24 protein-coding genes and 1 pseudogene are annotated in these 24,525 nt (G+C 73.5%); 17 read left to right on the forward strand and 8 right to left on the reverse strand.

The genetic code is table 11. The features are described 5' to 3' along the window. Positions 1–38: 38 nt before the first annotated feature. Complete coding sequence (locus tag ACLJT4_RS11055; RefSeq protein WP_411122107.1) at positions 39–818, reverse strand: SDR family oxidoreductase; 780 nt, start codon at positions 816–818, stop codon at positions 39–41. Between the two features lie 627 nt (positions 819–1,445). Here ACLJT4_RS11055 and ACLJT4_RS11060 point away from each other — a divergent pair. Both ACLJT4_RS11060 and ACLJT4_RS11065 read left to right on the forward strand, forming a co-directional pair. Then, on the forward strand, positions 1,446–2,066 hold the full coding sequence (locus ACLJT4_RS11060; protein WP_411122108.1) for a TetR/AcrR family transcriptional regulator: 621 nt from the start codon (positions 1,446–1,448) through the stop codon (positions 2,064–2,066). Between the two features lie 179 nt (positions 2,067–2,245). Further along, a complete protein-coding gene (locus ACLJT4_RS11065; RefSeq protein ID WP_411122109.1) occupies positions 2,246–2,542 on the forward strand; it encodes a hypothetical protein in 297 nt (98 codons plus the stop codon). A gap of 122 nt (positions 2,543–2,664) precedes the next feature. Here ACLJT4_RS11065 and ACLJT4_RS11070 read toward each other — a convergent pair whose 3' ends face one another. Then, entirely contained in the window at positions 2,665–3,225 is a 561-nt protein-coding gene (locus ACLJT4_RS11070; protein ID WP_411122359.1) for a TetR/AcrR family transcriptional regulator, read from the reverse strand. 594 nt (positions 3,226–3,819) lie between these two features. Here ACLJT4_RS11070 and ACLJT4_RS11075 point away from each other — a divergent pair. Together ACLJT4_RS11075 and ACLJT4_RS11080 are read left to right on the forward strand one after the other, a co-directional pair. Then, complete coding sequence (locus ACLJT4_RS11075) at positions 3,820–5,937, forward strand: FUSC family protein (protein ID WP_411122360.1); 2,118 nt, start codon at positions 3,820–3,822, stop codon at positions 5,935–5,937. Between the two features lie 117 nt (positions 5,938–6,054). Beyond that, complete coding sequence (locus ACLJT4_RS11080; RefSeq protein WP_037633941.1) at positions 6,055–6,561, forward strand: MarR family winged helix-turn-helix transcriptional regulator; 507 nt, start codon at positions 6,055–6,057, stop codon at positions 6,559–6,561. Positions 6,562–6,702: 141 nt separating this feature from the next. Here ACLJT4_RS11080 and ACLJT4_RS11085 read toward each other — a convergent pair whose 3' ends face one another. Then, positions 6,703–7,029, reverse strand: coding sequence for a hypothetical protein (locus tag ACLJT4_RS11085; RefSeq protein WP_016575551.1), 327 nt, complete (start codon positions 7,027–7,029; stop codon positions 6,703–6,705). Between the two features lie 340 nt (positions 7,030–7,369). On the opposite strand from ACLJT4_RS11085, the gene ACLJT4_RS11090 reads away from it, so the two are divergent. Continuing rightward, complete coding sequence (locus ACLJT4_RS11090; protein ID WP_362027255.1) at positions 7,370–7,747, forward strand: nuclear transport factor 2 family protein; 378 nt, start codon at positions 7,370–7,372, stop codon at positions 7,745–7,747. Positions 7,748–7,818: 71 nt separating this feature from the next. Here the strand turns inward: ACLJT4_RS11090 and ACLJT4_RS11095 are convergent. Next, positions 7,819–8,252, reverse strand: a pseudogene (locus ACLJT4_RS11095) (IS630 family transposase); the annotation flags it as partial. 92 nt (positions 8,253–8,344) lie between these two features. Next, positions 8,345–8,953 carry a TetR/AcrR family transcriptional regulator gene (locus ACLJT4_RS11100; protein WP_411122110.1) on the reverse strand — a complete coding sequence of 203 codons (609 nt, stop codon included), beginning with the start codon at positions 8,951–8,953 and terminating at the stop codon, positions 8,345–8,347. Between the two features lie 201 nt (positions 8,954–9,154). Between ACLJT4_RS11100 and ACLJT4_RS11105 the strand changes: the two genes are divergently transcribed. The 3 genes from ACLJT4_RS11105 (at position 9,155) to ACLJT4_RS11115 (ending at position 11,813) form a co-directional block, all read left to right on the forward strand. After that, a complete protein-coding gene (locus ACLJT4_RS11105; RefSeq protein WP_411122111.1) occupies positions 9,155–9,673 on the forward strand; it encodes a PH domain-containing protein in 519 nt (172 codons plus the stop codon). After that, positions 9,670–11,295: a PH domain-containing protein gene (locus tag ACLJT4_RS11110; RefSeq protein ID WP_411122112.1), complete on the forward strand. Its 1,626-nt coding sequence runs from the start codon at positions 9,670–9,672 to the stop codon at positions 11,293–11,295. Before ACLJT4_RS11105 ends, ACLJT4_RS11110 begins: the two co-directional genes overlap by 4 nt. A 107-nt stretch (positions 11,296–11,402) precedes the next feature. Continuing rightward, a complete protein-coding gene (locus tag ACLJT4_RS11115; RefSeq protein WP_016572127.1) occupies positions 11,403–11,813 on the forward strand; it encodes an SsgA family sporulation/cell division regulator in 411 nt (136 codons plus the stop codon). A gap of 96 nt (positions 11,814–11,909) precedes the next feature. On the opposite strand, the gene ACLJT4_RS11120 is transcribed toward ACLJT4_RS11115, so the two are convergent. Continuing rightward, the gene (locus ACLJT4_RS11120) at positions 11,910–12,692 is read right to left on the reverse strand and encodes a polysaccharide deacetylase family protein (protein WP_411122113.1); all 783 of its coding nucleotides are present in this window, start codon (positions 12,690–12,692) and stop codon (positions 11,910–11,912) included. A gap of 155 nt (positions 12,693–12,847) precedes the next feature. Between ACLJT4_RS11120 and ACLJT4_RS11125 the strand changes: the two genes are divergently transcribed. From ACLJT4_RS11125 to ACLJT4_RS11140, 4 genes are all read left to right on the forward strand, one after another. Next, positions 12,848–13,552, forward strand: a complete 705-nt coding sequence (locus tag ACLJT4_RS11125; RefSeq protein WP_055584828.1) for a response regulator — start codon at positions 12,848–12,850, stop codon at positions 13,550–13,552. Continuing rightward, a complete protein-coding gene (locus ACLJT4_RS11130) occupies positions 13,549–15,078 on the forward strand; it encodes a sensor histidine kinase (RefSeq protein ID WP_275461925.1) in 1,530 nt (509 codons plus the stop codon). The genes ACLJT4_RS11125 and ACLJT4_RS11130 overlap by 4 nt, the downstream gene beginning before the upstream one ends. Next, positions 15,075–15,695, forward strand: coding sequence for a hypothetical protein (locus ACLJT4_RS11135; protein ID WP_411122114.1), 621 nt, complete (start codon positions 15,075–15,077; stop codon positions 15,693–15,695). The genes ACLJT4_RS11130 and ACLJT4_RS11135 overlap by 4 nt, the downstream gene beginning before the upstream one ends. A 95-nt stretch (positions 15,696–15,790) precedes the next feature. Continuing rightward, positions 15,791–16,192 carry a DUF1992 domain-containing protein gene (locus ACLJT4_RS11140; RefSeq protein ID WP_020930034.1) on the forward strand — a complete coding sequence of 134 codons (402 nt, stop codon included), beginning with the start codon at positions 15,791–15,793 and terminating at the stop codon, positions 16,190–16,192. Positions 16,193–16,211: 19 nt separating this feature from the next. Here ACLJT4_RS11140 and ACLJT4_RS11145 read toward each other — a convergent pair whose 3' ends face one another. Further along, a complete protein-coding gene (locus tag ACLJT4_RS11145) occupies positions 16,212–17,501 on the reverse strand; it encodes a hypothetical protein (RefSeq protein ID WP_411122115.1) in 1,290 nt (429 codons plus the stop codon). Between the two features lie 195 nt (positions 17,502–17,696). On the opposite strand from ACLJT4_RS11145, the gene ACLJT4_RS11150 reads away from it, so the two are divergent. The 4 genes from ACLJT4_RS11150 to ACLJT4_RS11165 all read left to right on the forward strand — a co-directional run bounded on the left by ACLJT4_RS11150 (position 17,697) and on the right by ACLJT4_RS11165 (position 23,464). Then, positions 17,697–19,580: a methylmalonyl-CoA mutase family protein gene (locus ACLJT4_RS11150; protein WP_411122116.1), complete on the forward strand. Its 1,884-nt coding sequence runs from the start codon at positions 17,697–17,699 to the stop codon at positions 19,578–19,580. 26 nt (positions 19,581–19,606) lie between these two features. Then, positions 19,607–21,850, forward strand: a complete 2,244-nt coding sequence (scpA, locus tag ACLJT4_RS11155) for a methylmalonyl-CoA mutase (protein WP_411122117.1) — start codon at positions 19,607–19,609, stop codon at positions 21,848–21,850. A gap of 11 nt (positions 21,851–21,861) precedes the next feature. Further along, positions 21,862–22,863, forward strand: coding sequence for a methylmalonyl Co-A mutase-associated GTPase MeaB (meaB, locus tag ACLJT4_RS11160; RefSeq protein WP_411122118.1), 1,002 nt, complete (start codon positions 21,862–21,864; stop codon positions 22,861–22,863). A 235-nt stretch (positions 22,864–23,098) separates the two neighbouring features. After that, positions 23,099–23,464 carry a coenzyme f390 synthetase gene (locus tag ACLJT4_RS11165; protein WP_411122119.1) on the forward strand — a complete coding sequence of 122 codons (366 nt, stop codon included), beginning with the start codon at positions 23,099–23,101 and terminating at the stop codon, positions 23,462–23,464. Positions 23,465–23,468: 4 nt separating this feature from the next. Here the strand turns inward: ACLJT4_RS11165 and ACLJT4_RS11170 are convergent, their stop codons facing one another. Continuing rightward, positions 23,469–23,948, reverse strand: a complete 480-nt coding sequence (locus ACLJT4_RS11170; protein ID WP_411122120.1) for an ATP-binding protein — start codon at positions 23,946–23,948, stop codon at positions 23,469–23,471. A gap of 271 nt (positions 23,949–24,219) precedes the next feature. On the opposite strand from ACLJT4_RS11170, the gene ACLJT4_RS11175 reads away from it, so the two are divergent. After that, entirely contained in the window at positions 24,220–24,462 is a 243-nt protein-coding gene (locus ACLJT4_RS11175; protein ID WP_411122121.1) for a DUF397 domain-containing protein, read from the forward strand. Positions 24,463–24,525 lie beyond the last annotated feature (63 nt).

The raw sequence follows: 24,525 nt of genomic DNA on the forward strand, positions 1-24,525 counted from the left end.
TGCGTCACCAGGGCCGGTTCCTCACCAGGGCCGGTGCGTCACCAACCGGTGTCGCCGCGCAGGGTCACGTCGGCCCCGCCGTCGGCGAAGAGGATCTGACCGGTGACGTGTGTGTTGTCCGCGGAAGTCAGCCAGGCGAGGACGGGGGCGATCTGCTCGGGGCGGGCGTGCCCGTTCAACGGCATCGGCAGGCTGGCGTCGACGACCTCCCGCATCGCGGCGTCGTCGAGCAGCGGTGCGGTCATCGGCGTGACGACCGTGCCGGGCGCGACGGCGTTGAGCGGGATGCCGGCGTCCGCCCAGCCCTCGGTGACGGCGGTGCGGCGCAGCCAACGGGCGATGGCGTGTTTGGAGGAGCCGTAGATGGTGTGGCCCTCGCCCCGGTCGACGGCGGCCTGGGCGGCGGCGACGGCCGCGTCCTCGTCACCGGCGAGGGCGGCGTCGACGATCGCCGGGTCCGACGGGTGGATGGCGATGGCGGAGGAGACGAGGGCGGCGCGGGGGTCGGTGCCGACGGCGAGCAGGGGGCGCAGCCCTTCGAGGGTGGCGACCATGCCGAAGTAGTTGACCCGGAGGGTGACGGGGTCGGGATGGGCGAGCCCGGCGCAGGCGATCACTGCGTCCAGGCGGCCGCCGGTCAACTCGTCGGCGCGCTGGACGAGTTCGGTTCGGCCGGTGGGCGTGGCGAGGTCGGCTGAGATGTCGGCGCCCTTGAGGTCGGCGCCGATCACGGTGTGGCCCCCGTCGCGGAGGCGGGCCGCGGTGGCCCGGCCTATGCCGGAGGCTGCGCCGGTGACGAGGTAGGTACGGCGGGGCATGGTTGGCTCCTTCGATCCCTCGTGGTGCGGAACGCGCGAAACGCGCAGGTGAAATGCCTGGTGGGAACGTCAAGAGGGGACGTCACGGTGAAACGTCGCAGGCGAAAGGGGGAACGGCTCGGGGTCCGTCGTGGGGGCCGGCATGGGCTGTTCGCCACGGACCAGGGCACGGTCGGAGGGCACGACAGCCGGCGCCGGAGGGGAAAGGCAGCACGGCCAGCTCAAGACGACAAGACGACAGGGCGGCAAGACGACAGGGCGGCGCGACGGTGGGGCGGCGAGACAGGCGGTGGGAGACGGGCGGCCCGTGAGGGTCGGTGCGTGTGGCCCCGGTCTGGTGGGCTCGGGCTTCGCGCACGGACTCGCGGCCGGGTTCTCGGGCTCGGGTTCGTGGTTGCGGTGCACGGCGGGCCGGGCCGGTGGGCCGGGCGGGCAGTCGGGGAGGCGGCGAGAGGGAGAGGCGGGTGCGTGGGAAGGGGCGGGGTCGGGTGTTGCGGTGGGGCGGCGCCTGGCGATCAGACAGGCCCAACATAGCTTTTTTGGCATGACGTGCCAAGGTGCTGGTTCGTGACAATATGAGGAATCGGGTGAGGCGGGCCGGGCGGCCGCCGGGAGTGGGAGAGGCGCATGACGGCAGGACGAGGCAGGCCCTCGTTGACCGAACGGCGGCGGCAGGAGACCCGGCTGGAGATCGCCGAGACCGCGGCCACGCTGTTTTCCGAGCGGGGCTACGAGGCGACCACCGTCGAGGACATCGCCGCGTCGGCCGGGATCTCGCTGCGCACGTTCTACCGGTACTGCGCGGCGAAGGAGGACGCACTCACGCCCGTGCTGACGTCCAGCGTGGGGGCGCTCGTCCAGCAGCTCGCCGGTCGGCCCGTCGACGAGCCGCTGACCAGTGCGGTACGGGCGGCGTTCGAGGACGCGGAGGCGGCGCGGCGGCTGGCCGACCCGGACAAGGCCCGGCGGCTGATCCGCGTGATGGGAAGCGTGCCGGCGATTCGCATGCGGTGGCTGGCGGCGGGGCGGGACATGCAGGACCAGCTGGTCCCCGTACTCGCGGTGCGCACCGGGGCGTCCGCGGACAGCATGGAAGTACGGCTGTTGGCCTGCGCGTTGATCGATGCGCTGTCGGTGGCCATGGAGCACTGGGCGTGGCAGGAGGAGCCGGACGACGTGGCGGAACTCACGCGGCGGGCACTGACCTACCTACGGGTGGACGAACTCCAGGCGGCAGCCGGGGGCTGAAAATCGGGGTGCGGGTGTGGACAATGGGGCGGGGCCGACGAAGGCGTGGGCAGCCCGGACAGCCGGAAAGGCGAAGAAGGCCGAGAGCGCGACGGGGCGGACGACCGACCGGCAGCGATGAGGGCCGGGAAGCGGACCGTCACCGCGCGAGGAACGGGGGAAACTGGATGCGGAAGATCATGTCGATAGCACTCGCGGGTGCGGTGTGCGGTGCCTCGCTGACGCTGGCCACCGCGACGCAGGCGATGGCCGACCAGGTGCCGCGCTGTGTGAAGGTACGCAAGTTCTTCGACCAGGGCGGGCAGCGTTACGTCCGGCTGACGAACCTGTGCGCCCAGCGACCGGCCTGCTACACCATCGTCATCCCGCACCAGGCGGATCCGCGGGGCAGGCTCCCCCAGGGAACGACGAAGGACGTGCGGTACGGCACGACGGCCGGATCGCGGGCCCTGTACGTCAAGAACGTGGCCTGCTGAAGCGACGGGGCCCGCGGGCGGTGCCGCACTTCCGTGAACCGCGGCCCACTCCCGACCGGTCACGGCCGGGCGCTCCGCCCGACGTCATCGCGTCCGCCCGACGTCATTGTGTCCGTCCGACGTCATGCGGTCCCGGGGAGCGCGATGCCGTCGAGCACCATCGCGAGGTACTGGCGGGCGATCTCCTCGGGGGTGTGTCGGCCCTGCGGGCGGTACCAGCTAGCGGCGACCCAGACCGTGTCGCGCAGGAAGCGGTAGGCGAGCCGGAGGTCGAGGTCGCCGCGGAAGACGCCCTCGGCCACTCCGCGCTCCAGTGTGCCGAGCCACGCCCGCTCGAACTTCCGGCGAGAGGCGGCGAGGTAGTCGAAGCGGGGCTGGGTGGCGAGGTGCCGGGCCTCCTTCTGATAGATCGCGACCGCGGCGCGGTGCCGATCGATCTCCCGGAACGACTCGGTGACTAGCGCCTCGATGGTCTCCCGGGGCTCCAGGTCAGCCGCGAGCACCGCGTCGTAACCGGCCCACAGCTCGTCCAGGAAGGTGGCCAGGATCTCGTCGACCATCGATTCCTTCGAATCGAAGTGGTAGTAGAGACTGCCCGCGAGCATCCCGGCCGCGTCCGCGATCTGGCGGACGGTGGTCGCGTTGTAGCCCTGCGCGGCGAACACCTCCGCCGCGGTGTCCAGGAGTTCACGGCGGCGGTCGGGCGAAGCGGGCGCGGAGGCCGCCTCTCCCCTCGTGGCGCCCTGGGCGCTCCGGGCACTCTTGACACCCCCGGTGCCCCCTGCGCCCTTGACGCCCTTGACGCCCTTGCCGCTCTTGGCGCCCCCGGCACTCTTGGCTGCCTTGGCGGGCCTGGTGCCCTTGGCGGGCCTGGTGCCCTTGGCGCTCCTGGTGCTCTGGGGGCGCTTGGTCTCGTCGGTGGCCTTCGCTGCCCTCGCAGCCTTCGCGGTCTTCGTAGCCTTCGCGGTCTTCGTGGTCTTGGTCATCCCGACTGCCTCAGCGGACTCGTCCGGTTCGGTCGGTTCGGTCGACTCGGTCGGCTCGGTCGGCTCGATCGACTCGGTCGCTTCGGCGGTCGCGGTGTTCTCGGCGTTCTCGGTGTTCTTGACGTTCTTCGCGGTGGGCACGGGGTCATTGTCGCGCGCCCGTGAGGTGACTCGGCGCATATCTTTTACAGGTAAAACACCTGCTAATCTTTTGACATGGGGAAGCACGCCAAGCACGCCAGGCCCACGGGGTGGTGGAAGACGGAGACGGCGCCCGACGGAACGGGCGCGGTGCGGTTCCGTCCGTTGCCGGTCCGGAGCACGGTGCGGCTGCGACGGCCGGTCGACATCTGGCACAAGCCCGCGCTCAGCGCCATGGTGGCGCTGGCCGTCCCGGATCTGGTGCTGCTCGGGCTGGGGCGGCTCGACCTGGTCCTCTACACCTCCGCCGGCGCGATGTGCGCGCTGTACGCCCACGGCCTGCCGTACGCGGCACGGGCCCGGACCCTGCCGTGGGTGGTGCTCGGGATGGTGGCGAGCCTGGCCGTGGCGCTGACCGCGGCCTCGCTGGTCACCTCCGCCGCCGTGCTGGTGGTGCTGGCCTCGCTGGTCGCCGCGGCGCACAAGGTGGTGTGCGACGCCACGCGGATCGGGCCGCCCGGAAACCTGATCCTCACGTTCATCGCGGCCTCGGCGTTCTTCGTGCCGCAGCGACCGGCCGACGTGCTGCCGCACACGGCGCTGGCGCTGGCCACCGGGGCGTTCGCCTGGCTGGTGTGCATGGCGCCGGCTTTGGTGCGGCCGCAGGGTCCGGAGCGGATCGCCACCGCTCGGGCGCTTCAGGCCGCCGCCGGGCTGCTGCGGGCGCGGGCGGAGGCCGCCGGCGCCCCGTCGGCCGGGGAGGCCGAACCGCCCGGCGTGGTGCACGCCCGGCACGCCACCGCGGCGGCCGTGAACGCCGCTTGGCACGCGCTGTTCCTGGTGCCGACCCGTACGCCGGCGAAGACCTCGGCACGGGAGGGGTTGGAGCGGCTGTTGGTGCGGGCGGAGTCGACGCTGGGCGGCGAGCCGCGGGACGCCGCGGCCGAGGCCGGGCGGCTCGGCGGATGGGCGCGGGAACTCCGGAGCGGACGCCCGCTGCCCGAGGTGACGCTGACCGGCGCGGAGGCCGAGGAACTGGCCGGAGTGGCGTGGGAAGCCAGGGCTGCCTGGGAGGCCGGGGTGGCGTTGGAGCCGGGCATGGCGCTGCGGTCCGGCGTGGCATCACGGTCCGGGGCCATGGGGCGGGCACGGGCGGCTCGGCAGGACGAAGGGGCCCGAGCCGGTGAGGCTGCGCCGGCCCGCGGGACGGCGGGTTTCGGTACATCCCCGGAGGTCGCCGCGGCCACCGGGTCCCGTGCCGGACGGGCCGTGGCCGGCGGCGGACTACGGCATCCGGCGCCCGGACGGCCACGGGGCCTGCGGGCGGTGGTCGGTCGGCTCCGTCCCGGGTCGCCCCTGCTGCCCATCGGGGCACGGGTGGCGGTGGGGTGCGTCCTGGCGGGCTGGGCGTCGTTGGCGGTGGGCGTCGGGCATCCGTATTGGGCCGTGGTCACCGCGGCGTCGATCTACCAGGCCAACACCACGCTCTCCTGGCAGCGCGCCTTCCAACGCACCCTCGGGAACCTCCTGGGACTGGTCCTGTTCACCGCGCTGCTGCCGTTGATCCACACCGGGCAGGTCACGATGGTCGCGCTGGCGCTGGCGTTCCAACTCGGCGCGGAGGCCACGATCACCCGGAACTACTGGCTCGGATCGGTGTGCGTGACGCCGATGGCGCTGCTGCTGACCGAGTTCGGCCGGCCGCTGCCGGCCGGCACGCTGATCGCCGACCGGTGGCTGGACACCGTGGTGGGCGCGGCGGTCGGGCTCGCCTGCTGCGTGCTGGTCACCAATCGGCGGGCCGCCGACCGGATCGATCTGGCGCTGGAGCGGGTCGCGGAGGCCGAGGCGGCTGCGGCCCGGCTGCTGGCGGCCGGATCGGGCGCGAACGCGGCACGCGCCGGGACCGGTGCCGTACCCGCGGGACCGGGTGCACCGCCTACGGGGGCTGGCACACCGCGCACCGGAACCGGCCACGCGCCCGTTGGAGCGGACGGTCGGCGCACCACGGCGAGCGAGGCGCACGAAGCTGCTGGGGCACCGAAGTCCGAAGGGACGCACGAAGCCGACTGGGCGCCTGAAGCCGGCTGGGCGCGCGATCGGCTCGCCGGGTGCCTGGTCGAGCTGCGGGAGGCCGTGGACGTGGCGAACGGCGAGTGGTGGCAACGGGCGCTGCCCGAGGAGCGGATCGCCGGCGCCGAACAGCAGGGGCACCGGACCCTGGCGGTGCTGGTGCGGCGCCTGACCACGCCCGCGCTCGCCGCCTGAGCCGCCCGCTGGCGCCGGCCGCCTGACGTACCCTCCGGCCGGCCCTGGGCAGGCACAATGAAGTCCGTGGGCGACCGGGGTGCCGGGCGGACGGACGGGGCGGAGAGGAGCGTGCGGGTGACCGAGGACATCGTCGCGGGGGTGCTGCGCCAGTGGCAACAGGTGCACCCGGGGCTGGACACCGGCCCGATGGCGGTGATCGGACGGCTCAACCGCTGCTCCGCGCTGCTGCAACAGGCCGCCGACGCACCGCTGCGGCGGGCCGGACTGACCCGGCCCGAGTTCGACGTCCTCGGCACGCTGCGCCGGATGGACCGCGAGCTGACCCCGGGCCGGGTGGCGCGGGAGACCTTCGCCTCGGGGGCGGCGGTCACCAAACGCCTGCGGCAGTTGGAGGAGCGCGGGCTGATCAGCCGCCGCCCGGACGACCGGGACCGCAGGGTCACCCACCTCTCGCTCACCCAGGAGGGGCGGGACACCATCGACCGGCTTTTGCCGGAGCAGTTGCGCTACGAGGCAGCGCTGCTGGAGGGGATCGGCGCACAGCGACAGGAGGAACTCTCCGCGGCATTGGGAGAGTTGCTGGTGGTACTGGAGGGACGGCTGGGGAGCCTGATGGACTGACGGGTGATGGCGCCGGCGACCGCCCGGCGGCGCCCCGTCGCACCACCACGAACACGGCCAGCGCCACCACGAACACTGGCCGCATCGCCACGCACGCGCGCCGCGGCAGCATCTCCGGCCGGCGCGCCGCGGTCCCCTTCGTCACACGGCCGGGAACGGCTCGTCGCTCCAGCGGAACCACGCCGCGTCGTCCTCGATGTGCAGCAGGAACTCCGCCACCGGACCGCCCGGCGCGATCAGCCGGACGCCGTCGCTGGCGCGCGCGTAGGCGTCCTCCCAGGCGGAGAGGTCGTCGTCGATGGTGTCGACGAGCGCCAACTCGCGGGCGAAGTGCGGCCGCAGTTCGGCGAAGGCCGGACCGGGGGTGAAGCGCCCGTTCAACCAAGGGAAGTCCGCCTGCGTGACGGTGATCTCGCCGACCACGTCGGCACCCCGTTCCACCCGCCAGGTCTCCCCGATGTACGGCATGGTCGCCTCCCCTTGGTCGTGCCGGTGACGCGCGGAAGCGCCCCACCGGGGTGCGGCGGGGGCGGGTCCAGCGCGACGGTCGGACAGCAGAATGGCAGACCTCGCGAACGGGCCGGATGGCGGTGGCGGGAAAGCGCGGAAAGCCGGCCGAGGGGCCTCGCCTCCATCGACTGACTGTCCCTCAGGTCGACTCGGGTCGGGACCGCGGCCGCCCCGCTTCCGCGTCAACTTCACCCGACCCCCGCCCCGTCCGCCCTAGTGTCGTGACCGGGTTGGTCCACCGTGATCGGAAGGCGGCTCGCGGGACGAGCGCACGCGCAACGGCTGGTATTACTGGGGCATGCAGGAAGAGACGGCACGCTCCGCGATCGACACGTTCATCTCCGCGTTCAACGCCTCGGACGACAGCTATGTGACTGCCCTGCTCTCCCAGGCCCTGACCTCAGACGTGGTCTTCTGGGGGCCCTTGGGTCGCAGCGAAGGGATCGCGGCGGTCGAGCGGTTCGTGCTGGACATCCGGCGCCACCCGGCGGGGACCGGCACGATGGTGCGCTGCTCAGCGGTGGACATGCCGCACGAGTGGGCCCGGTACCAGTGGGTCTTCACCACGCCGGACGGAGGCCCCCGCCTGGCGGGAACGGACGTCGTCCATCTGCGGCGGAGCCTCATCGACCAGGTCATCGTCTTTGCGGGGGAGATCGAGCCGTCCGCCTCCTGAGTCGTCCTTCTGTCGCTGTCCTTCTCGTGAACTCGTCCCTTTCGGCACCCCGGGCTGCGGTTCGCGGTCGGTCAGGCTGGGGCGGTGAGGGGGCGTCCGCCCCAGCGGATGCCCTTCTCGCCGCGGATGCGGGCGCGTTCCTTGCGTTGGGCGACAAGTACGTCGGGGTGGCGGGCGTTGGCGTTGCGCCAGCGCAGGTAGCGGTGCAGTGCCTGGGTTTGCGTGGGGTGGCTGCGGTGGTGGGAGTTGGCCAGGGTGAACGCCGCAGCGGGCCGAAGTGGGCCTCATCGGGTTGGCCCAGGATGCGGCGGCGGTGGACGCCCCACAGGCGGTCGTCGCCCACGGAGTAGCAGCCGTGGAAGGGGGTGACGCCGTGGGTGCGGCGGTGGGTCGCCGGCAGCCGGTTCGGCTTGCCCTGCTTCGCCCAGCAGGAGCCTGCGGTGGGCCGGATCCCCGACGGCCCGAACTCGTCGAAGGCGAAGACCCGGTCTGCGTACACGGACAGGCTCAGCCACCGCGCCTCCAGCGGTCGGATGGACGTCACCGCACATCCAACCGTCACGACCACCAACCCGGCGAACCTACGCGGTCACAGCCCTAGGCGCCCGCCGTCCCGAAGAGGTCGTCGAGTTGGCGGTCCAGTAGGGCGAGCGCCTGCTCGGGGCCGTGGATGCCCAGCAGGACGTAGGAGGCCAGGCCGTCGGCGAGGGCGATCAGGATCATGGCTTCGTCCGCGGTGGCGCGCTCCGGCGGGACCTCGCCGCGCTCGGCGGCCAACCGCAGCTGGTCGACGAAGAGATCACGGAGCTTGGGGATGCCGTCGCGGGCCTCCGCGCCCAGGGCGGGGTCGTGGACCGCACGGGAGTAGTAGGCGGCGGCGACCAGGAGGCCGGCGCGGCTCTCGGCGTCCAGCGGGAGCATCCCGGCGCAGCAGGCGCGGATGACCGTGCGCGGCGTCGGGTCCTGTTCCAGGGCCAGGATGCGGTGCCGGATCCGTTCGGTGGCCTGGTGGTTGATGTGCCGGAGGGCGAACAGCAACAGCTCGTCGCGGTTGCGGAAGTAGTGCTGGATCCGGCCGAGCGAGATGCCGGCCTCGGCGGCGACGTCGCGCAGGCTGACCCCGTCCACGCCCCGGGTGTTCGCGAGCCGCCAGAGCGCCGCCGAGATCTCCCGGCGTCTGGCTTCGTGATCCACCTTCTTCGGCACGGGTGGCTTCCCTTCTTCCGTACGTCACTGTCGTCGCGACACCCCGCCCCGGCACCGTGTCGCGACACCCGGTCCCGACATCGCGCCGCGACGGGCCCGGCGGCCCTTCGCCCCCGCCGACCGGCGCACTTTTACAAGTCGCTCGTACCGTTATAACGTACCGCCACACAATACGTTTGACTTGGAAAACGGTGACCCCTCATGTCCGAGCACGCCGCACCGCTCCTGCGCCCGCCCCGGCACCGCGTCGATCCCCGCGCCCGCACCTGGTGGCGGGTGCAGGCACTGCTCACGCTCAGCGGGCCGATGCTGTTGACCGCGCTGGTGATGGCGGCGCTGTCGCTCCTCTTCTTCCCCGGCGCGCTGCCGTGGCTGGGCCCGCTGCTGCTGGTCGTCCTGGTCCTGCCGGCGGTGGCCTACCTCGTGGTGATGCCGCGCATGCGGTACGCGGTGCACGCCTGGGAGCTGGGCGAGCGCGCGGTCTACGCGGCGGGCGGCTGGTTCTGGCAGAAGCGGCGGATCGCACCGCTGTCCCGGGTGCAGACGGTGGACACCGTGCGCGGGCCGATAGAGCGGCGCTACGGGCTGGCGACGGTCACCGTCACCACCGCCTCGACCGCCGGCGACATCAAGATCGCCGGACTGTCGGACGCGGACGCCGAGGCGCTCTCCCGGCGGATCGGCGAGGTCGCCCAGGACGTGCCGGGGGACGCCGCATGAGCGCCGCACGGCCCGACGGGCCCGGCACCGGCGGCGACGCGCCGACCCCCGCGCCGCACACCGACGACAAGCCCTCGGTGCCCGGAGCGGCCGAGTGGCGGCGACTGAGCCCGCGCACCCTGCTGGTGCACTGCGGTTGGCTGGGCGCGCCGCTCGGCTCGCTGGCGCTGACCGCGCTGGCCACCGGCGGACGGATCACCGCCGGCGCGTGGGTCACCCTCGCCGCGATCGCCGCCGCCTTCGCCGTGGTCACCGCGGCCGGGCTGGTCCGCTGGGCGCGCACGGACTTCCGGGTCACCGCCGAGAGCCTGGACGTGCGCAGCGGCCTGCTCACCCGGCGGCTGCGGAGCGTGCCCCTGCACCGGATCCGCACCGTCGACCTGACCGCGTCGCCGCTGCACCGGCTGCTGGGCGTCACGGTACTGCGCGCCGGCACGGCGGGGTCCGGGGAGGGCGCCGGCGAGCTCTCCCTGGAGGCCCTGCCGGTGGTCGAGGGCGAGCGGCTGCGCGGGGAGTTGCTGGCGCGGGCGGCCACCGGGGCCGTCGCGGAGGATCCGGTGCTGGCGCGGATCAACTGGCGCTGGCTGCGGTACGCGCCGCTCACCTTCTGGGTGGTCGGCGGCGTGTTCGTGGCCGGCGGGTCGGCGTACCGGGCGCTGCACGAGATGGGCATCGAGCCGTGGAAGCTCGGCTTCGTCCGGCGGGCGTTCGAGGAGTTCGGCAACGGGATGCTGTGGCTGACCCTCCCCGCGGCGCTGCTGGCGGTGATCGCGCTGGGCTCGGTGGGCGCGCTCGTCCTCTACGTCGAGAACTGGTGGAGCTACCGCCTGGAGTGGGCCGACGCCGGCACCCTGCGGGTGCACCGCGGGCTGCTGACCACCCGCTCGGTGACCATCGAGCGGGCCCGGCTGCGCGGCGTGGTGCTGCGCGAACCGCTGCTGCTGCGGGCCGGTGGCGGGGCGACGGTGCGGGCGGTGGCGGGCGGCCTGGGCAACAAGGAGGAGAACCGCAAGCGCAGCGGGCTGCTTCCGCCGGCGCCCCGGCGGGAGGCGGTCCGGGTGGCCGGTGGGACGCTACGCGCCCGGTTCCCGGACCCGGAGGTGACGGGGCCTCAGTTCGAAGGTGATCACCAGCTGGTGCGGCATCCCCGGGCCGCGTTGCGCCGGCGGCGGACGCGCGGGCTGCTGTTCGCCGTGCTGCCGGTCAGCGCGCTGCTGGCCGGTCTCGGGGCGGCGTTCACCCCCGTGCTGCTGCACGCCGCGTGGATCTACGCGGTGCTCGCCACGCCGGCCGTGCTATGGCTGGCCCGGGACGCGTACCGGAACCTGGGGCACCGGATCGTCGGGGAGCACCTGGTCATCCGGGCGGGCACCTTCAGCCGGGACACCCTGGTGCTGCGCCGCGAGGCCGTCGCCGCCTGGACGTTCACCACCTCGCCGTTCACCCGGCGGTCCGGGCTGGTGACGCTCACCGCGGCGGTGGCGGCGGGCGAGGAAGGCTATCGCGTGCCCGACCTCGCGCAGGGCGCGGCGGCCGGCTTCGCGGCGACGGCGACACCGGGCATCCTGGACGAATTCCTCACCCGCCCTGTGGGCCACGGCGACCGGACGCCGTCGACATGACGCAGATCACACCCCCGCCGCATGCACGGCCGGGCCGGGCACACCGTCCTACAGGATGACCACGCCCGCGCCCGCGCGGGTCGCCCATCCGTGAGGGAGTCGCCGCGATGCACACCGCCATCGACCAAGCCGTCCAGGTCCGCCTCCTCGCGACGTCGGTCGGCCACGCGGTGCCGGCGGTGCTCCGCTACCAGCGGACCGACCCGCTGGCGGTGCGGATGACCTTCCCGCCGGAGATCTCCCTCGACGGCGCGGCGGTGGACTGGGCGTTCGCCCGGGACCTGCTCGCCGACGGACTGGGCAGCGCGGTCGGCCGGGGTGACGTGCGGGTGCGGCCGTCGGGCCCGGACCGCACGGTGATGGAGTTCCACGCCGACGAGGGCATCGCCATGGTCCAGTTGCGGACCGCGGACGTCCGGCGCTTCCTGGCCCGCTCCTACGAGGCGGTGCCGGCCGGTCGCGAGCACGAGCACCTGGGCGTGGAACAGGGGCTGGCGGAACTGTTCGGCGCCGCGTGAGGCGGCGGCGTGCGGGACGCCGCCGCGGGCGGGCAACGGGCAGGACACGACGAACGGGCCGGTGGTGACCGGCCCGTTCGACTGTGTACGGGGGTGCTACCGCTGCGGGAACCCGAAGCCGTAGCCCTGCTGCTTCATCCAGGGCAGCAGCCGCTCCAACGCCTCCACCGTGCGGGCCCGGTTGCCGCCGCCGTCGTGGAAGAGGACGGTGGGGCCGTTCTTGAGTTCGCCGCGGACCGTCGACTCGATCGTCGCGACCGAACCGCCCTCAAAGTCCTTGCTGTCGACGTTCCAGCCCAGCGGGCGCATGCCGTGGTCGGCGGCGAGCTTGCGGCTGTAGGGGGTGAAGGCGCCGCCGGGGGCGCGGTAGTACTCGACCTTGGCGCCGCCGGCCGCGTCCTCGATCATCTTCTTGGCTTCGAGGATCTGCCGGGACTGGTAGTCGTCGGGCCGGTGGTCCATGGCGGTGTTGTGGTTGACGGTGTGGTCGCAGAGCCGGTGGCCGTCGGCCACCACCTTCTTGACGAGGGCGGGGTGCGCCGCGGCCTGCGGGCCGATCATGCAGAAGGTCGCCTTGACCCCGTTGTCCTTGAGGACCTGGAGGACCTTCGGCGTCCAGACGGGGTCCGGACCGTCGTCGATGGTGATGTTCAGGCTGCGCCCGGGGCGGTCCGAGGCGTGCACGATGGTCGGGTCGACCGGTGCGGTGCGTGGCGGTTGGGCCGGCTTCCGCGCCTGGTTGACCGTGTCCGCCTCGGCGCTGGGCTGGAGGAGCACGAACGCTCCGACCGCCGCCAGCGACGCCACCGCCGCCGTGGCCACGCCGATAATCCCGCCCTCGATGCCGAAGCGCCGTCCCGTGCCGAAGCGCCCTGCCATGTCGATCCCGCCCCTCGTGTGCTGTGCTGGTCTGCCTGCCGGCGGCGTGGTGTGCCCCTTTGCACGGACGCCGCCCGCACCTCCACAGATGCACAGGAGTCGGGGCGGGCTGCTCCTGTTACGGATCCATCATGAAAATTATTGATACTGGTCCCATGCCACGAGTACTTCTGATCGAGGACGACGCCGCCGTCCGGGACGGGGTGTCCCTCGCGCTGCGGCGGCGCGGCCACGAGGTCGCCGCCGCGGCCAGCGGCGAGGAAGGGCTGGCGGCGCTGCCGGGCTTCCGCCCCGACATCGTCCTATTGGACCTGATGCTGCCCGGCAAGGACGGCTTCGAGATCTGCCGGCTGATCCGCGCCGAGCGCCAGCTGCCGATCATCATGCTCACCGCCCGCGGCGACGACCTCGACGTGGTCCTCGGGTTGGAGGCCGGGGCCGACGACTACATCGTCAAACCGGCCCGCGGCGAGGTCCTGGAGGCGCGGATCCGCGCGGTGCTGCGGCGCACCGCGCTGCCCACCGACGGCGCCCCGGCCACCGAGCCGGGGCCCGCGCCGGTGGAGACCTACGGCGAACTCACCGTCGACCGGGCCGGACTGGTCGTCAGCAAGGGCGGCCAGGACCTGGCGCTGGCGCCGTCCGAGATGAAGCTGCTGCTCTTCCTGTCCGCCACCCCGGGACAGGTCTTCAGCCGGCAGCAGCTGCTGGAACACGTCTGGGAGCACAGCTACCACGGCGACGCGCGGCTGGTGGACGCCTGCGTGATGCGGCTGCGGACGAAGATAGAGGACACCCCGCGCAGCCCCCGGTACGTGCAGACCGTACGCGGCTTCGGTTACCGCTTCGGACCCCTGTGAGCCGCCTCCGCCGCCTGCTGCCCGGCGTCTCGGCGGTGCGCGGACTGCGCGCCCGGCTCGTGGTGGCGTTCCTGCTGGTGGCCGCGGTCAGTGCGTTGACCACCGCGGGACTGACCTACCGGGAGGCCCGCAACGCCATCCTCCAGCGGTCCCAGGACGGCGCCGTCAACGACCTGCGGGCCCAGGTCAATTCGCTGGCGCCGGAGCTGGCGGTGCCGCCGTCCCGGTCGGACCTGGACTTCTTCCGGGTGAAGCTGGAGCGCTCCGGCAAGTCCCGCGACTGGGACGTCTCGGTGCACTACAACGGCGTGCCGGACGACGACGAGGGCGGGCTGCGGCGCGACATGGTGGTGCCGGCCGACTTCAAGGCGTCGGTGGAGAAGCGCCGGGTGCCGGCGTTCCAGCGCGTCGACCGGGACGGCTCGCCGTGGCTGCTGATCGGGATGCCGGTGCGGCAGACCGACAACCAGCCGTCCCCGCTGACGGTCTACGCCCAGCTGCCGCTGCGCGCCGAGGAGGCCAACGTCGAGGCGCTGGTCACCGCCGCGCGCGGCGGGGCGCTGCCGGCGTTCGCGCTGGCGGTGATCCTGCCGCTGTTCGCGGCGCGCGGGGTGCTGCGACCGGTGCGGGGGCTGCGGCAGGCCGCCGGCCGGATCGCCGAGGGAAAGTTGGACACCCGGCTGGAGGTCAAGGGGGCCGACGAACTCGCCGACCTGTCACGGTCGTTCAACGAGATGACGGCGAAGCTGGAGGAGAGCATGGCCGAGCTGCGCCGGATGGAGGCCAACGCCCGGCGGTTCGCGGCCGACGTCTCGCACGAGCTGCGGACTCCGCTGGCGGCGATGTCCGCGGTCACCGACGTCCTGGACGAGGACGCCGACTCGCTCGACCCGGACACCGCCTCCGCGGTCCGGCTGATCAGCCAGGAGACCGGGAAACTGGCGCGGATGGTGGAGGACCTGATGGAGGTGTCCCGGTTCGACGCCGGCGCCGCCGCCCTCCACCTGGACGAGGTGGACGTCGGCGAGACGATCCGCAAGACCCTCCAGGCCCGGGCCTGGCAGAGCCGGGTGACGGCGGAGCTGCCGGCGGACGTCCGCGCCCGGCTCGACCCGCGCCGGTTGGACGTGGTGGTCGCCAACCTGGTGGGCAACGCCCTGCACCACGGCGGCGAACCGGTCCGGGTGGAGCTGCACGCGCCCGAGCCCGCCGACGCCGTGCTGCTGATCGAGATCCGCGACAGCGGCCCGGGGATAGACCCCGAGGTCCTGCCGCACGTCTTCGACCGGTTCTACAAGGCGGACTCGGCCCGCGCCCGGTCCGAGGGCAGCGGCCTGGGCCTGGCCATCGCGCAGGAGAACGTCCGGCTGCACGGCGGCGTGCTGCGCGCCGCCAACGCGCCCGAGGGCGGTGCGGTGTTCACCGTGGAACTGCCGCTGCACCAGGAGGAAGCACCGGCCGGCGGGTCCGCCGACGAGCCCGGCGAGGAGCCCGGCGACGCCGGGAAGGGGAACGACACCGCATGACCGACCGACGCCCGACCGCACGCCGCACCGCCGCGTGCCGCCCCGCCCCGGGCCGGACCCCCGGCCGCCGGGTCGTCCTGGGCACCCTGGCCGGGGTGCTCACCGCGACGCTGGCCGGCTGCGGGATCGAGCCCACCGACGTGATCGACGCCGGTGAGCCGGCGACCGGGGTGCGGGCCCCGGGCAAGCCCACCGTCAACGTGCAGCTGTTCTTCTACGGTCCGGACGGACTGCACCCGGCGACCCGTCCGGCGCGCGAGCCGTTGGATCCGCAGGCCGCGATCGACCTGCTGGTGCAGGGGCCGAACCACGCCGAGCGGATGCGCGGACTGTCCAGCGTGGTGCCGAAGTTCCCGGCCCCGCTCACCGCCACGTCCGGTACCGGGCAGGTCACCATCACCTTGCCGGTCAACGCCAAACTGCTGGACCCTGCCTCGCTCAACCAACTGGTGTGCACCGCGGCCAACGCCCGGGTGCCCGGCAACAGGCCGCCCGGCCAGGTCACCGTGACGCTCGTCGGCGGGGGCGTCCGGGTCGGCCCGATGGTGTGCGGCGGCAGCAACGCCTTCCCCCTGGTGCAGCCGAGCCCGACCGGCCCGGCCGAGGGCGGCGGCTGACCGGGCGCCTCGCCCCGAGGCCCGGCCGGCCGGGGCGGGTTGTACTACCGTGGAGGAACGAGGACCGTCCGGCCACACCTTGGGAGACCCCCACGATGACCGAGCGCAAGCCCCCCGGTGTCAGCTACGAGAGCTGGGTCGAGAAGCAGATCCGCGAATCGACCGAGCGCGGCGGGTTCGAGGACCTGCCGGGCTTCGGCAAGCCGCTGCGCAACCTCGACCGGCCCTACGACGAGATGTGGTGGATCAAGGAGAAGATGGACCGCGAGCAGGTGTCCTTCCTCCCGGCCAGCCTCGTCCTGCGCAAGGAGATCGAGGACGCCCAGGCGGCCGCCGCCGACGCACCGAGCGAGGCCGCGCTGCGCCGCGTCCTGACCGAGATCAACGGCCGGATCCGGGCGGCGCTGGCCAGCCCGCCCGAGGGACCGCCGCTGAACCGCGTCCCGTTCGACGTCGAGGAGCAGGCCCGCGCCTGGCGGGAGAGGCACGGCAAGTGAGCGTCGGCGGGGCCGCGCGTCACTCCCCCGCCGGTGCCAGTCGGAGGCGCAGGAATCGCGGGCGGTACAGCTCCACGTCGCCGTTGACCACCGGGTCGGCGGCGGCACCGGGCGGTCCCAGCCAGTTGACGTCGTAGCTGAGCAACAGGCCGGTGCCGTCCGTGAGTTCCGGGTGGGCCTGCGGGTTGTAGACCGCGACGTGGTCGGGGTCGGGGCCGGCCGGGCGCGGTGGGGTGATCCGGCCGGCCGGGCCGTGCCAGGGGCCCTGGGGCGCACAGGCCCAGTAGCCGGTGATGGTCCGCAGCCCGGCGGTGCCGCCGCCGGCGGTGTCCATGGTGAGCAGCACCCACGTCCGGCCGTCGCGGACGACGGTGAAGGCACTGCCGACGCCGCGCCGACCGCCGCCGCGCAGGACCGGTACCGCGCCCGCGGCGTCCGGCCGCCAACGCGCGCCGTCCCAGAACCGCCAGGCGGCCCGGTCGGCGAGCCGGCCGGCCGGGGCCTTGGCCAGGTAGGCGCTGTCGGCCGGGGACCCGGGCGGGTCGTCGCCGCCGAAGACGTAGGTGACGTCGCCGACGCGGACCAGTGCGGTGCCGTAGAGGACGCGGCGGCCCGGGTCGGTGACGGCGCCCTGGTCGGCGACCGGGGTGAGGGATTCCAGCCGGAGGTCGGGCAGCGCGAGGGTGGCGACCTCGGTGCCGTGCGGCATGCCGAAGACCCACGGGCCGGTCCCGGGGACACGGTTCCACAGCAGCACCCGGACGACCCGCTCCGCGGCACCGGGGGTGCGGGGTTCCACGGTCGCGTGGACCGGCCAGCGCCAGCCGCCGCCGGGCGGGTCGGGGAAGAACGGCCCGGGCGCGGCGGGGGTCCCGCCGGTCAGCGTGCGCTCCGGTCGGCCCTCCGGCGTCATCACAACGAGCGAATTGTGGCGCAGGAACGGGGTGCCCCCGGTGACGGTGGTGCGCCAACGGGTGGGCGCGCCCTGCGGGTTGGGGGGCGGGTGGACGAGGTCGAGGAAGGTGTCGGAGAACAGCCAGAGCGTCCGGCCGTCCGGCAGGCGCACGGAGTGGGTGCCGTCGCCGCCGGTCCAGTCGTCGGTGCGGGAGACGTCGTCGCCGTAGCGGGCGAACGCCCCGGTCGTGGCCGGGTCGGTGGACCAGTTGCCGGGGGCGCGCCCCGGGCAGGCGGTGGGCTCCTCGGGGGCGCGGGCCGGCGCCGGCACCAGCAGGGCCGCGGTGGCGGTCAGGACCAGGAGGACGAGCAGGGCGACGGCAAGGGTGGTGCGGGGGATCGGCGGTGTGCGCATCGCGCTCCTCGGTGGGGTGCCGGGGCCACCGTAGCGCGCCGGAAGATCGGGTTCCGGGAGCCGTCGGCGGGGCCCGGCGCTGCCCGTCCGGGGTGGATTCGCCCTGTACACGGCGATCGGCGCCGCGCTCAACGAGTGCAAGGTCACAGCTCGGGCCCCTGCTCCGGCTAACGGCCGTTCGCCTAGCCTGCTGCCATGACCGCCGAGTCCCCCGAACTCCCCCTGGCCGCCGCCTTCCCGGCTGCCGAACGCGAGCAGTGGCAGCGTCTCGTCGAAGGCGTGCTCCGCAAATCGGGCGCGTCCGAGGCCACCGGTGCCGCCGCCGAGGACGCGCTCGCCACGGATCTCCAGGACGGGATCCGCGTCCCTCCCCTGTACACCGCCGAGGACGCGCCGCCCGCCGCGGGCCTGCCCGGCTTCGCGCCGTTCGTCCGGGCGGCCCGGCCCGAGGGCACCGCCTTCGGGTGGGACGTCCGCCAGCGCCAGGTCGGCACCGATCCGCAGCGGGTCAACGAGGCGCTCCTCGCCGACCTGGAGAACGGCGGCACCTCCGTGTGGCTGACCGTCGGCGACGGCGGGGTGCCGGTGTCCGGCCTGGCGGACGCGCTCCGGGGCGTCTATCTGGACCTGGCCCCTGTGGTGCTCGACGCGGGCGCGGAATTCCCGGCGGCGGCTCAGGAGTTGCTGCGGCTGTACCGGGAGGCCGGGGTGGCGCCGTCGGAGACGGCGGGCGTCCTGGGTGCCGATCCGCTGGGGCTGCTGGCCCGCACCGGCGACGACCGCGCACTGGCCGACGGGCTGGCCACCGCCGCCGAACTGGCCGGTCAGGTCGCCCGGAGCGCCCCGGGCCTGCGCGCGGTGAGCGTCGACGCGCTGCCGTACCACGAGGCGGGCGGCTCGGCGGCCGAGGAGTTGGGCGCCTCGCTGGCCACCGGCGTGGCGTACCTGCGGAAACTGGCCGCGGACGGGCGGGGGCTGAGCCTCGACGACGCCTGCCGGCAGCTGGAGTTCCGCTACGCCGCCACCGCCGACCAGTTCCTGACCATCGCCAAACTGCGCGCCGCGCGGCTGCTGTGGTCCCGGGTCACCGAGGTCTGCGGGGTGTCGCCGGCCGCGGCCGGGCAGCGCCAGCACGCGGTCACCTCGGCGGTCATGATGTCCCGTCGGGATCCGTGGGTGAACATGCTGCGGACCACGGTGGCCGGGCTGTCCGCCGGCCTGGGCGGCGCGGACGCGGTCACCGTGCTGCCGTTCGACGCGGCGCTGGGCCTGCCGGACGCGTTCGCCCGGCGGATCGCCCGGAACACCCAGTCGGTGCTGCTGGAGGAGTCGCACCTGGCGAAGGTGATCGACCCGGCCGGTGGCTCCTGGTACGTCGAGCAGCTCACCGCCGAACTGGCCCGCGCGGGCTGGGCGTTCTTCCAGGAGATCGAGCGGGCGGGCGGTCAGGCCGCCGCGCTGCGGTCCGGGATGGTCGGCGAGCGGCTGGCGGAGACCTGGCGGCGACGCAGTGCGGACCTGGCGCACCGGCGGGAGCCGATCACCGGGGTCAGCGAGTTCCCGCACCTGGCCGAGGCGCCGTTGGAACGCGAGCCGGCGCCGGCGCGCGCGGGCGGGGGGCTGCCGCGGGTCCGCCGGGACGACGCCTTCGAGACGCTGCGGGCCCGGTCCGACGGGCACCTGGCGGCGACCGGGACGCGGCCGAAGGCGTTCCTGGCCGCGTTGGGTCCGGTCGCGGCGCACACCGCGCGGGTGGCGTTCGCCGCCAACCTCTTCCAGGCGGGCGGGATCGAGACCGTGCCGGAGCAGGTGACGGCGGAGTCGGTGGCCGCGGCGTTCGCGGCGAGCGGCGCGCGGATCGCGTGCGTGTGCGCCAGTGACGCGGTCTACGCCGAGCAGGCGGCGGAGGTGACCGCGGCGCTGAAGGCGGCGGGCGCGGTGCGGGTGTACCTGGCGGGCAAGCCCGGTGCGCACCGCGAGGAGTTCGTGGCGGCCGGAGTGGACACGTTCGTGTTCGTGGGCTGCGACGCGGCCGGGGCGCTGTCCTCGGCCCTGGATGTCACGGAGGTGGCGGGATGACGGAGACGGCACGGCAGGAGGGCGCCATGGACGCTGCGTCAGGCCACGCCCCGGGGCACGCGGGAGCCGTCCCCGACTTCAGCACGGTGGAGCTGGGCGACCTGTCCGGGACGGCCGAGGCCGGCGATCGGGACCGGTGGACGGACGCGGTCCAGCAGGCCACCGGCAAGAGCGTCGCGGACCTGACCTGGGAGACGCCGGAGGGCATCGACGTCAAGCCGCTCTACACCGCGGCCGACCTCGACGGCCTGGACTTCCTGGGCACGTACCCGGGCATCGCGCCGTTCCTGCGCGGCCCGTACCCGACGATGTACGTCAACCAGCCCTGGACGATCCGGCAGTACGCGGGCTTCTCCACCGCCGAGGAGTCCAACGCCTTCTACCGGCGCAACCTCGCGGCGGGGCAGAAGGGCCTGTCGGTCGCCTTCGACCTGCCCACCCACCGCGGCTACGACAGCGACCACCCGCGGGTGACCGGTGACGTCGGCATGGCGGGCGTGGCGATCGACTCGATCTACGACATGCGGCAGCTCTTCGAGGGCATCCCGCTGGACCGGATGACGGTGTCGATGACGATGAACGGCGCGGTGCTGCCCGTTCTCGCCCTCTACATCGTGGCCGCCGAGGAGCAGGGCGTAGCACCCGAGAAGCTGGCCGGGACCATCCAGAACGACATCCTCAAGGAGTTCATGGTCCGCAACACCTACATCTATCCGCCGCAGCCCTCGATGCGGATCATCTCCGACATCTTCGCGTACACCTCGCAGAAGATGCCGCGGTACAACTCCATCTCGATCTCCGGGTACCACATCCAGGAGGCGGGCGCGACGGCCGACCTGGAGCTGGCGTACACGCTCGCCGACGGGGTGGAGTACCTGCGCGCCGGGCTGGCGGCGGGGATGGACGTGGACGCGTTCGCGCCGCGGCTGTCGTTCTTCTGGGCGATCGGCATGAACTTCTTCATGGAGGTCGCCAAGCTGCGCGCGGCCCGGCTGCTGTGGGCGCGGCTGGTCCAGAAGTTCGAGCCGAAGAACCCCAAGTCCCTGTCGCTGCGCACCCATTCGCAGACGTCGGGTTGGTCGCTGACCGCGCAGGACGTGTTCAACAACGTCACCCGCACCTGCGTGGAGGCGATGGCCGCGACCCAGGGCCACACCCAGTCACTGCACACCAACGCCCTCGACGAGGCGCTGGCCCTGCCCACCGACTTCTCCGCGCGGATCGCCCGCAACACGCAGCTCTTCCTCCAGCAGGAGTCGGGCACCTGCCGGGTGATCGACCCGTGGGGCGGCAGCGCGTACGTCGAGCGGCTCACCCACGATCTGGCGCGCCGCGCCTGGGCGCACATCGAGGAGGTCGAGGAGGCCGGCGGGATGGCCAAGGCGATCGACGCGGGCATCCCGAAGATGCGGGTCGAGGAGGCGGCGGCGCGCACCCAGGCGCGGATCGACTCGGGGCGGCAGGCGCTGATCGGCGTCAACAAGTACCGAGTGGAGACCGACGAGGAGATCGAGGTCCTCAAGGTCGACAACTCCGCGGTGCGGGCGCAGCAGATCGAGAAGCTCCGGCGGCTGCGCGCGGAGCGCGACGAGGACGCCTGCCGGCGCGCGCTGCGGGCGCTGACCGAGGCGGCGAAGGCCGCGCCCGGCCCGGGGCTGGAGGGCAACCTGCTGGCGCTCGCGGTGGACGCGGCCCGCGCGATGGCGACCGTCGGGGAGATCTCGGACGCCCTGGAGGAGGTCTACGGCCGCCACTCGGGCCAGATCCGTACCATCTCGGGTGTGTACCGAGACGAAGCGGGCCCCTCGTCGGGGGTCGAGCGCACCCGGGACTTGGTGGCCGCGTTCGAGCGCGCCGAGGGCCGCCGGCCGCGCATCCTGGTGGCCAAGATGGGGCAGGACGGCCACGACCGCGGCCAGAAGGTGATCGCCACGGCCTTCGCCGACCTGGGCTTCGACGTGGACGTCGGCCCGCTGTTCCAGACCCCGGCCGAGGTGGCCCGGCAGGCGGTGGAGGCCGACGTGCACATCGTCGGAGTGTCCTCGCTGGCCGCCGGCCACCTGACGCTGGTGCCGGCGCTGCGGGAGGCGTTGGCGGCGGAGGACCGGGAGGACATCACCGTCGTGGTGGGCGGGGTGATCCCGCCCCAGGACGTCCAGCCGCTGCGGGACATGGGCGCCGCCGCGGTCTTCCTGCCCGGCACGGTCATCCCGGACGCGGCCCACGACCTGGTGCGGGACCTGGCGTCGGTCCTCGGCCACGAGTTGTAGGACGGAGGGCCATGCCTGCGAGGATCGATGTCGACCGGTACGCCGAGGGGGTGCGGGCGGGCTCCCGGGCCTGGATCGCCCGCGCGGTCACCCTGGTCGAGTCCACCCGCGCCGATCACCGGGCAGCGGCCCAGCAGTTGCTGGTGCGGTTGTTGCCGTACTCCGGGGCGGCCCGGCGGGTGGGCATCAGCGGGGTCCCGGGCGTCGGCAAGTCGACCTTCATCGACGCCCTGGGCTCGCTGCTGACCGGGCTGGGCCACCGGGTCGCGGTGCTGGCCGTCGACCCGTCCTCCAGCCGGACCGGCGGCTCCATCCTCGGCGACAAGACCCGGATGGAGCGGCTGGCCACCGACCCGGCGGCGTTCGTGCGCCCCTCCCCCACGTCCGGCACGCTGGGCGGGGTGGCGCGGGCGACCCGGGAGTCGATCGTGGTGATGGAGGCCGCGGGGTACGACGTGGTGCTGGTGGAGACGGTCGGCGTCGGCCAGTCGGAGACCGCCGTCGCCCACATGGTCGACACGTTCCTGCTGCTGACGCTGGCCCGCACCGGCGACCAGTTGCAGGGCATCAAGAAGGGTGTCCTGGAGCTGGCGGACCTGGTCTCGGTCAACAAGGCGGACGGCCCGCACGAGCGGGACGCCCGCTCGGCGGCGCGTGAACTGGCCGGCGCCCTGCGGCTGTTGCAGCCGGCCGACGCGGCGTGGACGCCGCCGGTGCTGACCTGTAGCGCCCGCGAGGGCACCGGGCTGAAGGCGGTGTGGGAGCGGATCGAGCAGCACCGCGCCCTGTTGGACGCCACCGGTGCGCTCGCCGAGCGCCGCCGCGCCCAACAGGTCGACTGGACGTGGTCGATGGTCCGCGAGCGCCTGGTAGACCGGCTCCAGGAGCATCCGGACGTCCGCCGGTTGGGCCCGGAGGTCGAGGCCGCGGTCCGCGCGGGCGAGCTGACCGCGACCCTGGCGGCGGAACGCCTGCTCGCCGCCTTCGGCCTGGGCGACGGACTGACGGGCTGACGGACTGACGAGCTGCCGGACCCGTCGGCCGGTGACACGTGCGCCGACCACCGTCGGCGGCTCGTCAAAATAAGCTCGCAGCAATATTTTTGACGGTGCGTCACTCACCCGTCGGGCGCGCGTGGGCCGGGCGAGGGTACTCACCCGCGGACCTGAGTAGCCCGACTCATGACGCCCGGTTGCCGGGCCCCGAAGATGGCGGAGCAACCCACCGTCCGGCGCCTGGGAGTCAGCCATGGGGGCCAACAGCTATCCGCGCGACGTCGAGCGCGGACTCTTCGACGGCAATCCGCTGGCCGGGCTGATCGCCGGGTTCTGCCTCACCCTCGACGCGTCCGGCGACCTGGAGGCCAGGCCCGTCGTCCACGTGCAGCTGCGGCCCGGCCTGACGCTCTCCCCGGTCGCGGCGGACCAGTTGGCGAAGAGCTGCCAGCGGGGCGTGCAGCGTCAACTGGACGCGAGGGACGGCGACTTCGCGCCCCATCCGGAGGCGGGCCCGGCCGCCAACGAACTCGCCATCACCCTGCACCCGTACGGCAGCGGACCGTTCGCCACCCCCTCCTCGATCCGCGACGGCTACCTGCTGCGCGGCGGCGGCTGAAGCGTCAGTCGCGGGCCGTCGTGACCACCGAGGCCCACACCGTCTTCCCCGACCGGTCGGGCGGCGTCCAGCCCCAGGAGTCGCTGAGCCGATCGACGAGGTGGAGCCCGCGCCCGGACTCGGCCAACGCGTGCTGCGGCCGCAGCACGGGTGACTGGGTGCCGCCGTCGGAGACCGCGCACAACACCCCGCGCTCCTGTCGGGTCAACGCCAACCAGCCGTGGCAGAAACGGTTCTCGAAGAGGGAGTCGAAGACGGTCTCGGCGGATTCGGTGGCGCCGTGCCGCAGCGCGTTGCTGACCAGCTCCGAAACGATCAGGACCGCGCTCTCGGCGAGCCCCGGACACATCCGCCAGGCGTCGAGGGTGGTCCGGGTGAAGCGGCGGGCCTCGGCCACGGTGCAGGCCGCGCTGCCGAGCGCACAGGCCGCGAACCCGTCGGGCCCCGGCAGCCACCACGCCTCCCGGGCGGTGTCGCCGGTCACTGGCTCCCCTCCTTCCCGGAGGACGTCGCGCTCGGACTGTGCCGGGTGTGTGGTCATCACGATCTCCGCGGAGGGGCAAGCGAGTTGGGCGCTTCGGGGACGGTCTGGGCGGGGCCGCCCCGGAGGGCTAATATCCTCGTCGGCCGTCCATCGCTGCAAGTGCATCTGCAATTACATCGGTACGGACGGCCAGCCAGGGGCAGGATCACGCCAACCGTGATCACCGCCCGGATCGGTCCCGAGCACACCCCCCACCAAGGGAGCAGCCGTGATGGAATCGATGACCAACGGAATGCCGGCGAGCGCCATCGAGGGCGCGGTCTGGCGCAAGAGCCGCCGCAGCAACCCCAGTGGTAACTGCGTTGAACTGGCGCTTCTTCCGGACGGCGGGGTCGCGGTACGCAACTCGCGACACACCTCCGGCCCCGCGTTGATCTACACCCGTGCCGAACTCGCCGCCTTCGTCCAGGGGGCCAAGGACGGCGAATTCGACGATCTGTTCCCCCACGACTGAGCGGATGACCGCCTTCGGGAGCAACGACTGAGGCGTAGGTGTACGCCTCCTCGGGGCAATGGG

The organism is Streptomyces sp. x-19, from assembly GCF_046549115.1.
GTDB classification, from domain to species: Bacteria; Actinomycetota; Actinomycetes; order Streptomycetales; family Streptomycetaceae; genus Streptomyces; species Streptomyces albulus_C.

Coding starts and splice junctions, on each gene's coding strand:
- ACLJT4_RS11055 (WP_411122107.1), bottom strand. CDS start 818: ATGCCCCGCCGTACCTACCTCGTCACCGGCGCAGCCTCCGGCATAGGC.
- ACLJT4_RS11060 (WP_411122108.1), top strand. CDS start 1,446: ATGACGGCAGGACGAGGCAGGCCCTCGTTGACCGAACGGCGGCGGCAG.
- ACLJT4_RS11065 (WP_411122109.1), top strand. CDS start 2,246: ATGTCGATAGCACTCGCGGGTGCGGTGTGCGGTGCCTCGCTGACGCTG.
- ACLJT4_RS11085 (WP_016575551.1), bottom strand. CDS start 7,029: ATGCCGTACATCGGGGAGACCTGGCGGGTGGAACGGGGTGCCGACGTG.
- ACLJT4_RS11090 (WP_362027255.1), top strand. CDS start 7,370: ATGCAGGAAGAGACGGCACGCTCCGCGATCGACACGTTCATCTCCGCG.
- ACLJT4_RS11105 (WP_411122111.1), top strand. CDS start 9,155: ATGTCCGAGCACGCCGCACCGCTCCTGCGCCCGCCCCGGCACCGCGTC.
- ACLJT4_RS11110 (WP_411122112.1), top strand. CDS start 9,670: ATGAGCGCCGCACGGCCCGACGGGCCCGGCACCGGCGGCGACGCGCCG.
- ACLJT4_RS11115 (WP_016572127.1), top strand. CDS start 11,403: ATGCACACCGCCATCGACCAAGCCGTCCAGGTCCGCCTCCTCGCGACG.
- ACLJT4_RS11120 (WP_411122113.1), bottom strand. CDS start 12,692: ATGGCAGGGCGCTTCGGCACGGGACGGCGCTTCGGCATCGAGGGCGGG.
- ACLJT4_RS11125 (WP_055584828.1), top strand. CDS start 12,848: ATGCCACGAGTACTTCTGATCGAGGACGACGCCGCCGTCCGGGACGGG.
- ACLJT4_RS11135 (WP_411122114.1), top strand. CDS start 15,075: ATGACCGACCGACGCCCGACCGCACGCCGCACCGCCGCGTGCCGCCCC.
- ACLJT4_RS11140 (WP_020930034.1), top strand. CDS start 15,791: ATGACCGAGCGCAAGCCCCCCGGTGTCAGCTACGAGAGCTGGGTCGAG.
- ACLJT4_RS11145 (WP_411122115.1), bottom strand. CDS start 17,501: ATGCGCACACCGCCGATCCCCCGCACCACCCTTGCCGTCGCCCTGCTC.
- ACLJT4_RS11150 (WP_411122116.1), top strand. CDS start 17,697: ATGACCGCCGAGTCCCCCGAACTCCCCCTGGCCGCCGCCTTCCCGGCT.
- scpA (WP_411122117.1), top strand. CDS start 19,607: ATGGACGCTGCGTCAGGCCACGCCCCGGGGCACGCGGGAGCCGTCCCC.
- meaB (WP_411122118.1), top strand. CDS start 21,862: ATGCCTGCGAGGATCGATGTCGACCGGTACGCCGAGGGGGTGCGGGCG.
- ACLJT4_RS11165 (WP_411122119.1), top strand. CDS start 23,099: ATGGGGGCCAACAGCTATCCGCGCGACGTCGAGCGCGGACTCTTCGAC.
- ACLJT4_RS11175 (WP_411122121.1), top strand. CDS start 24,220: ATGGAATCGATGACCAACGGAATGCCGGCGAGCGCCATCGAGGGCGCG.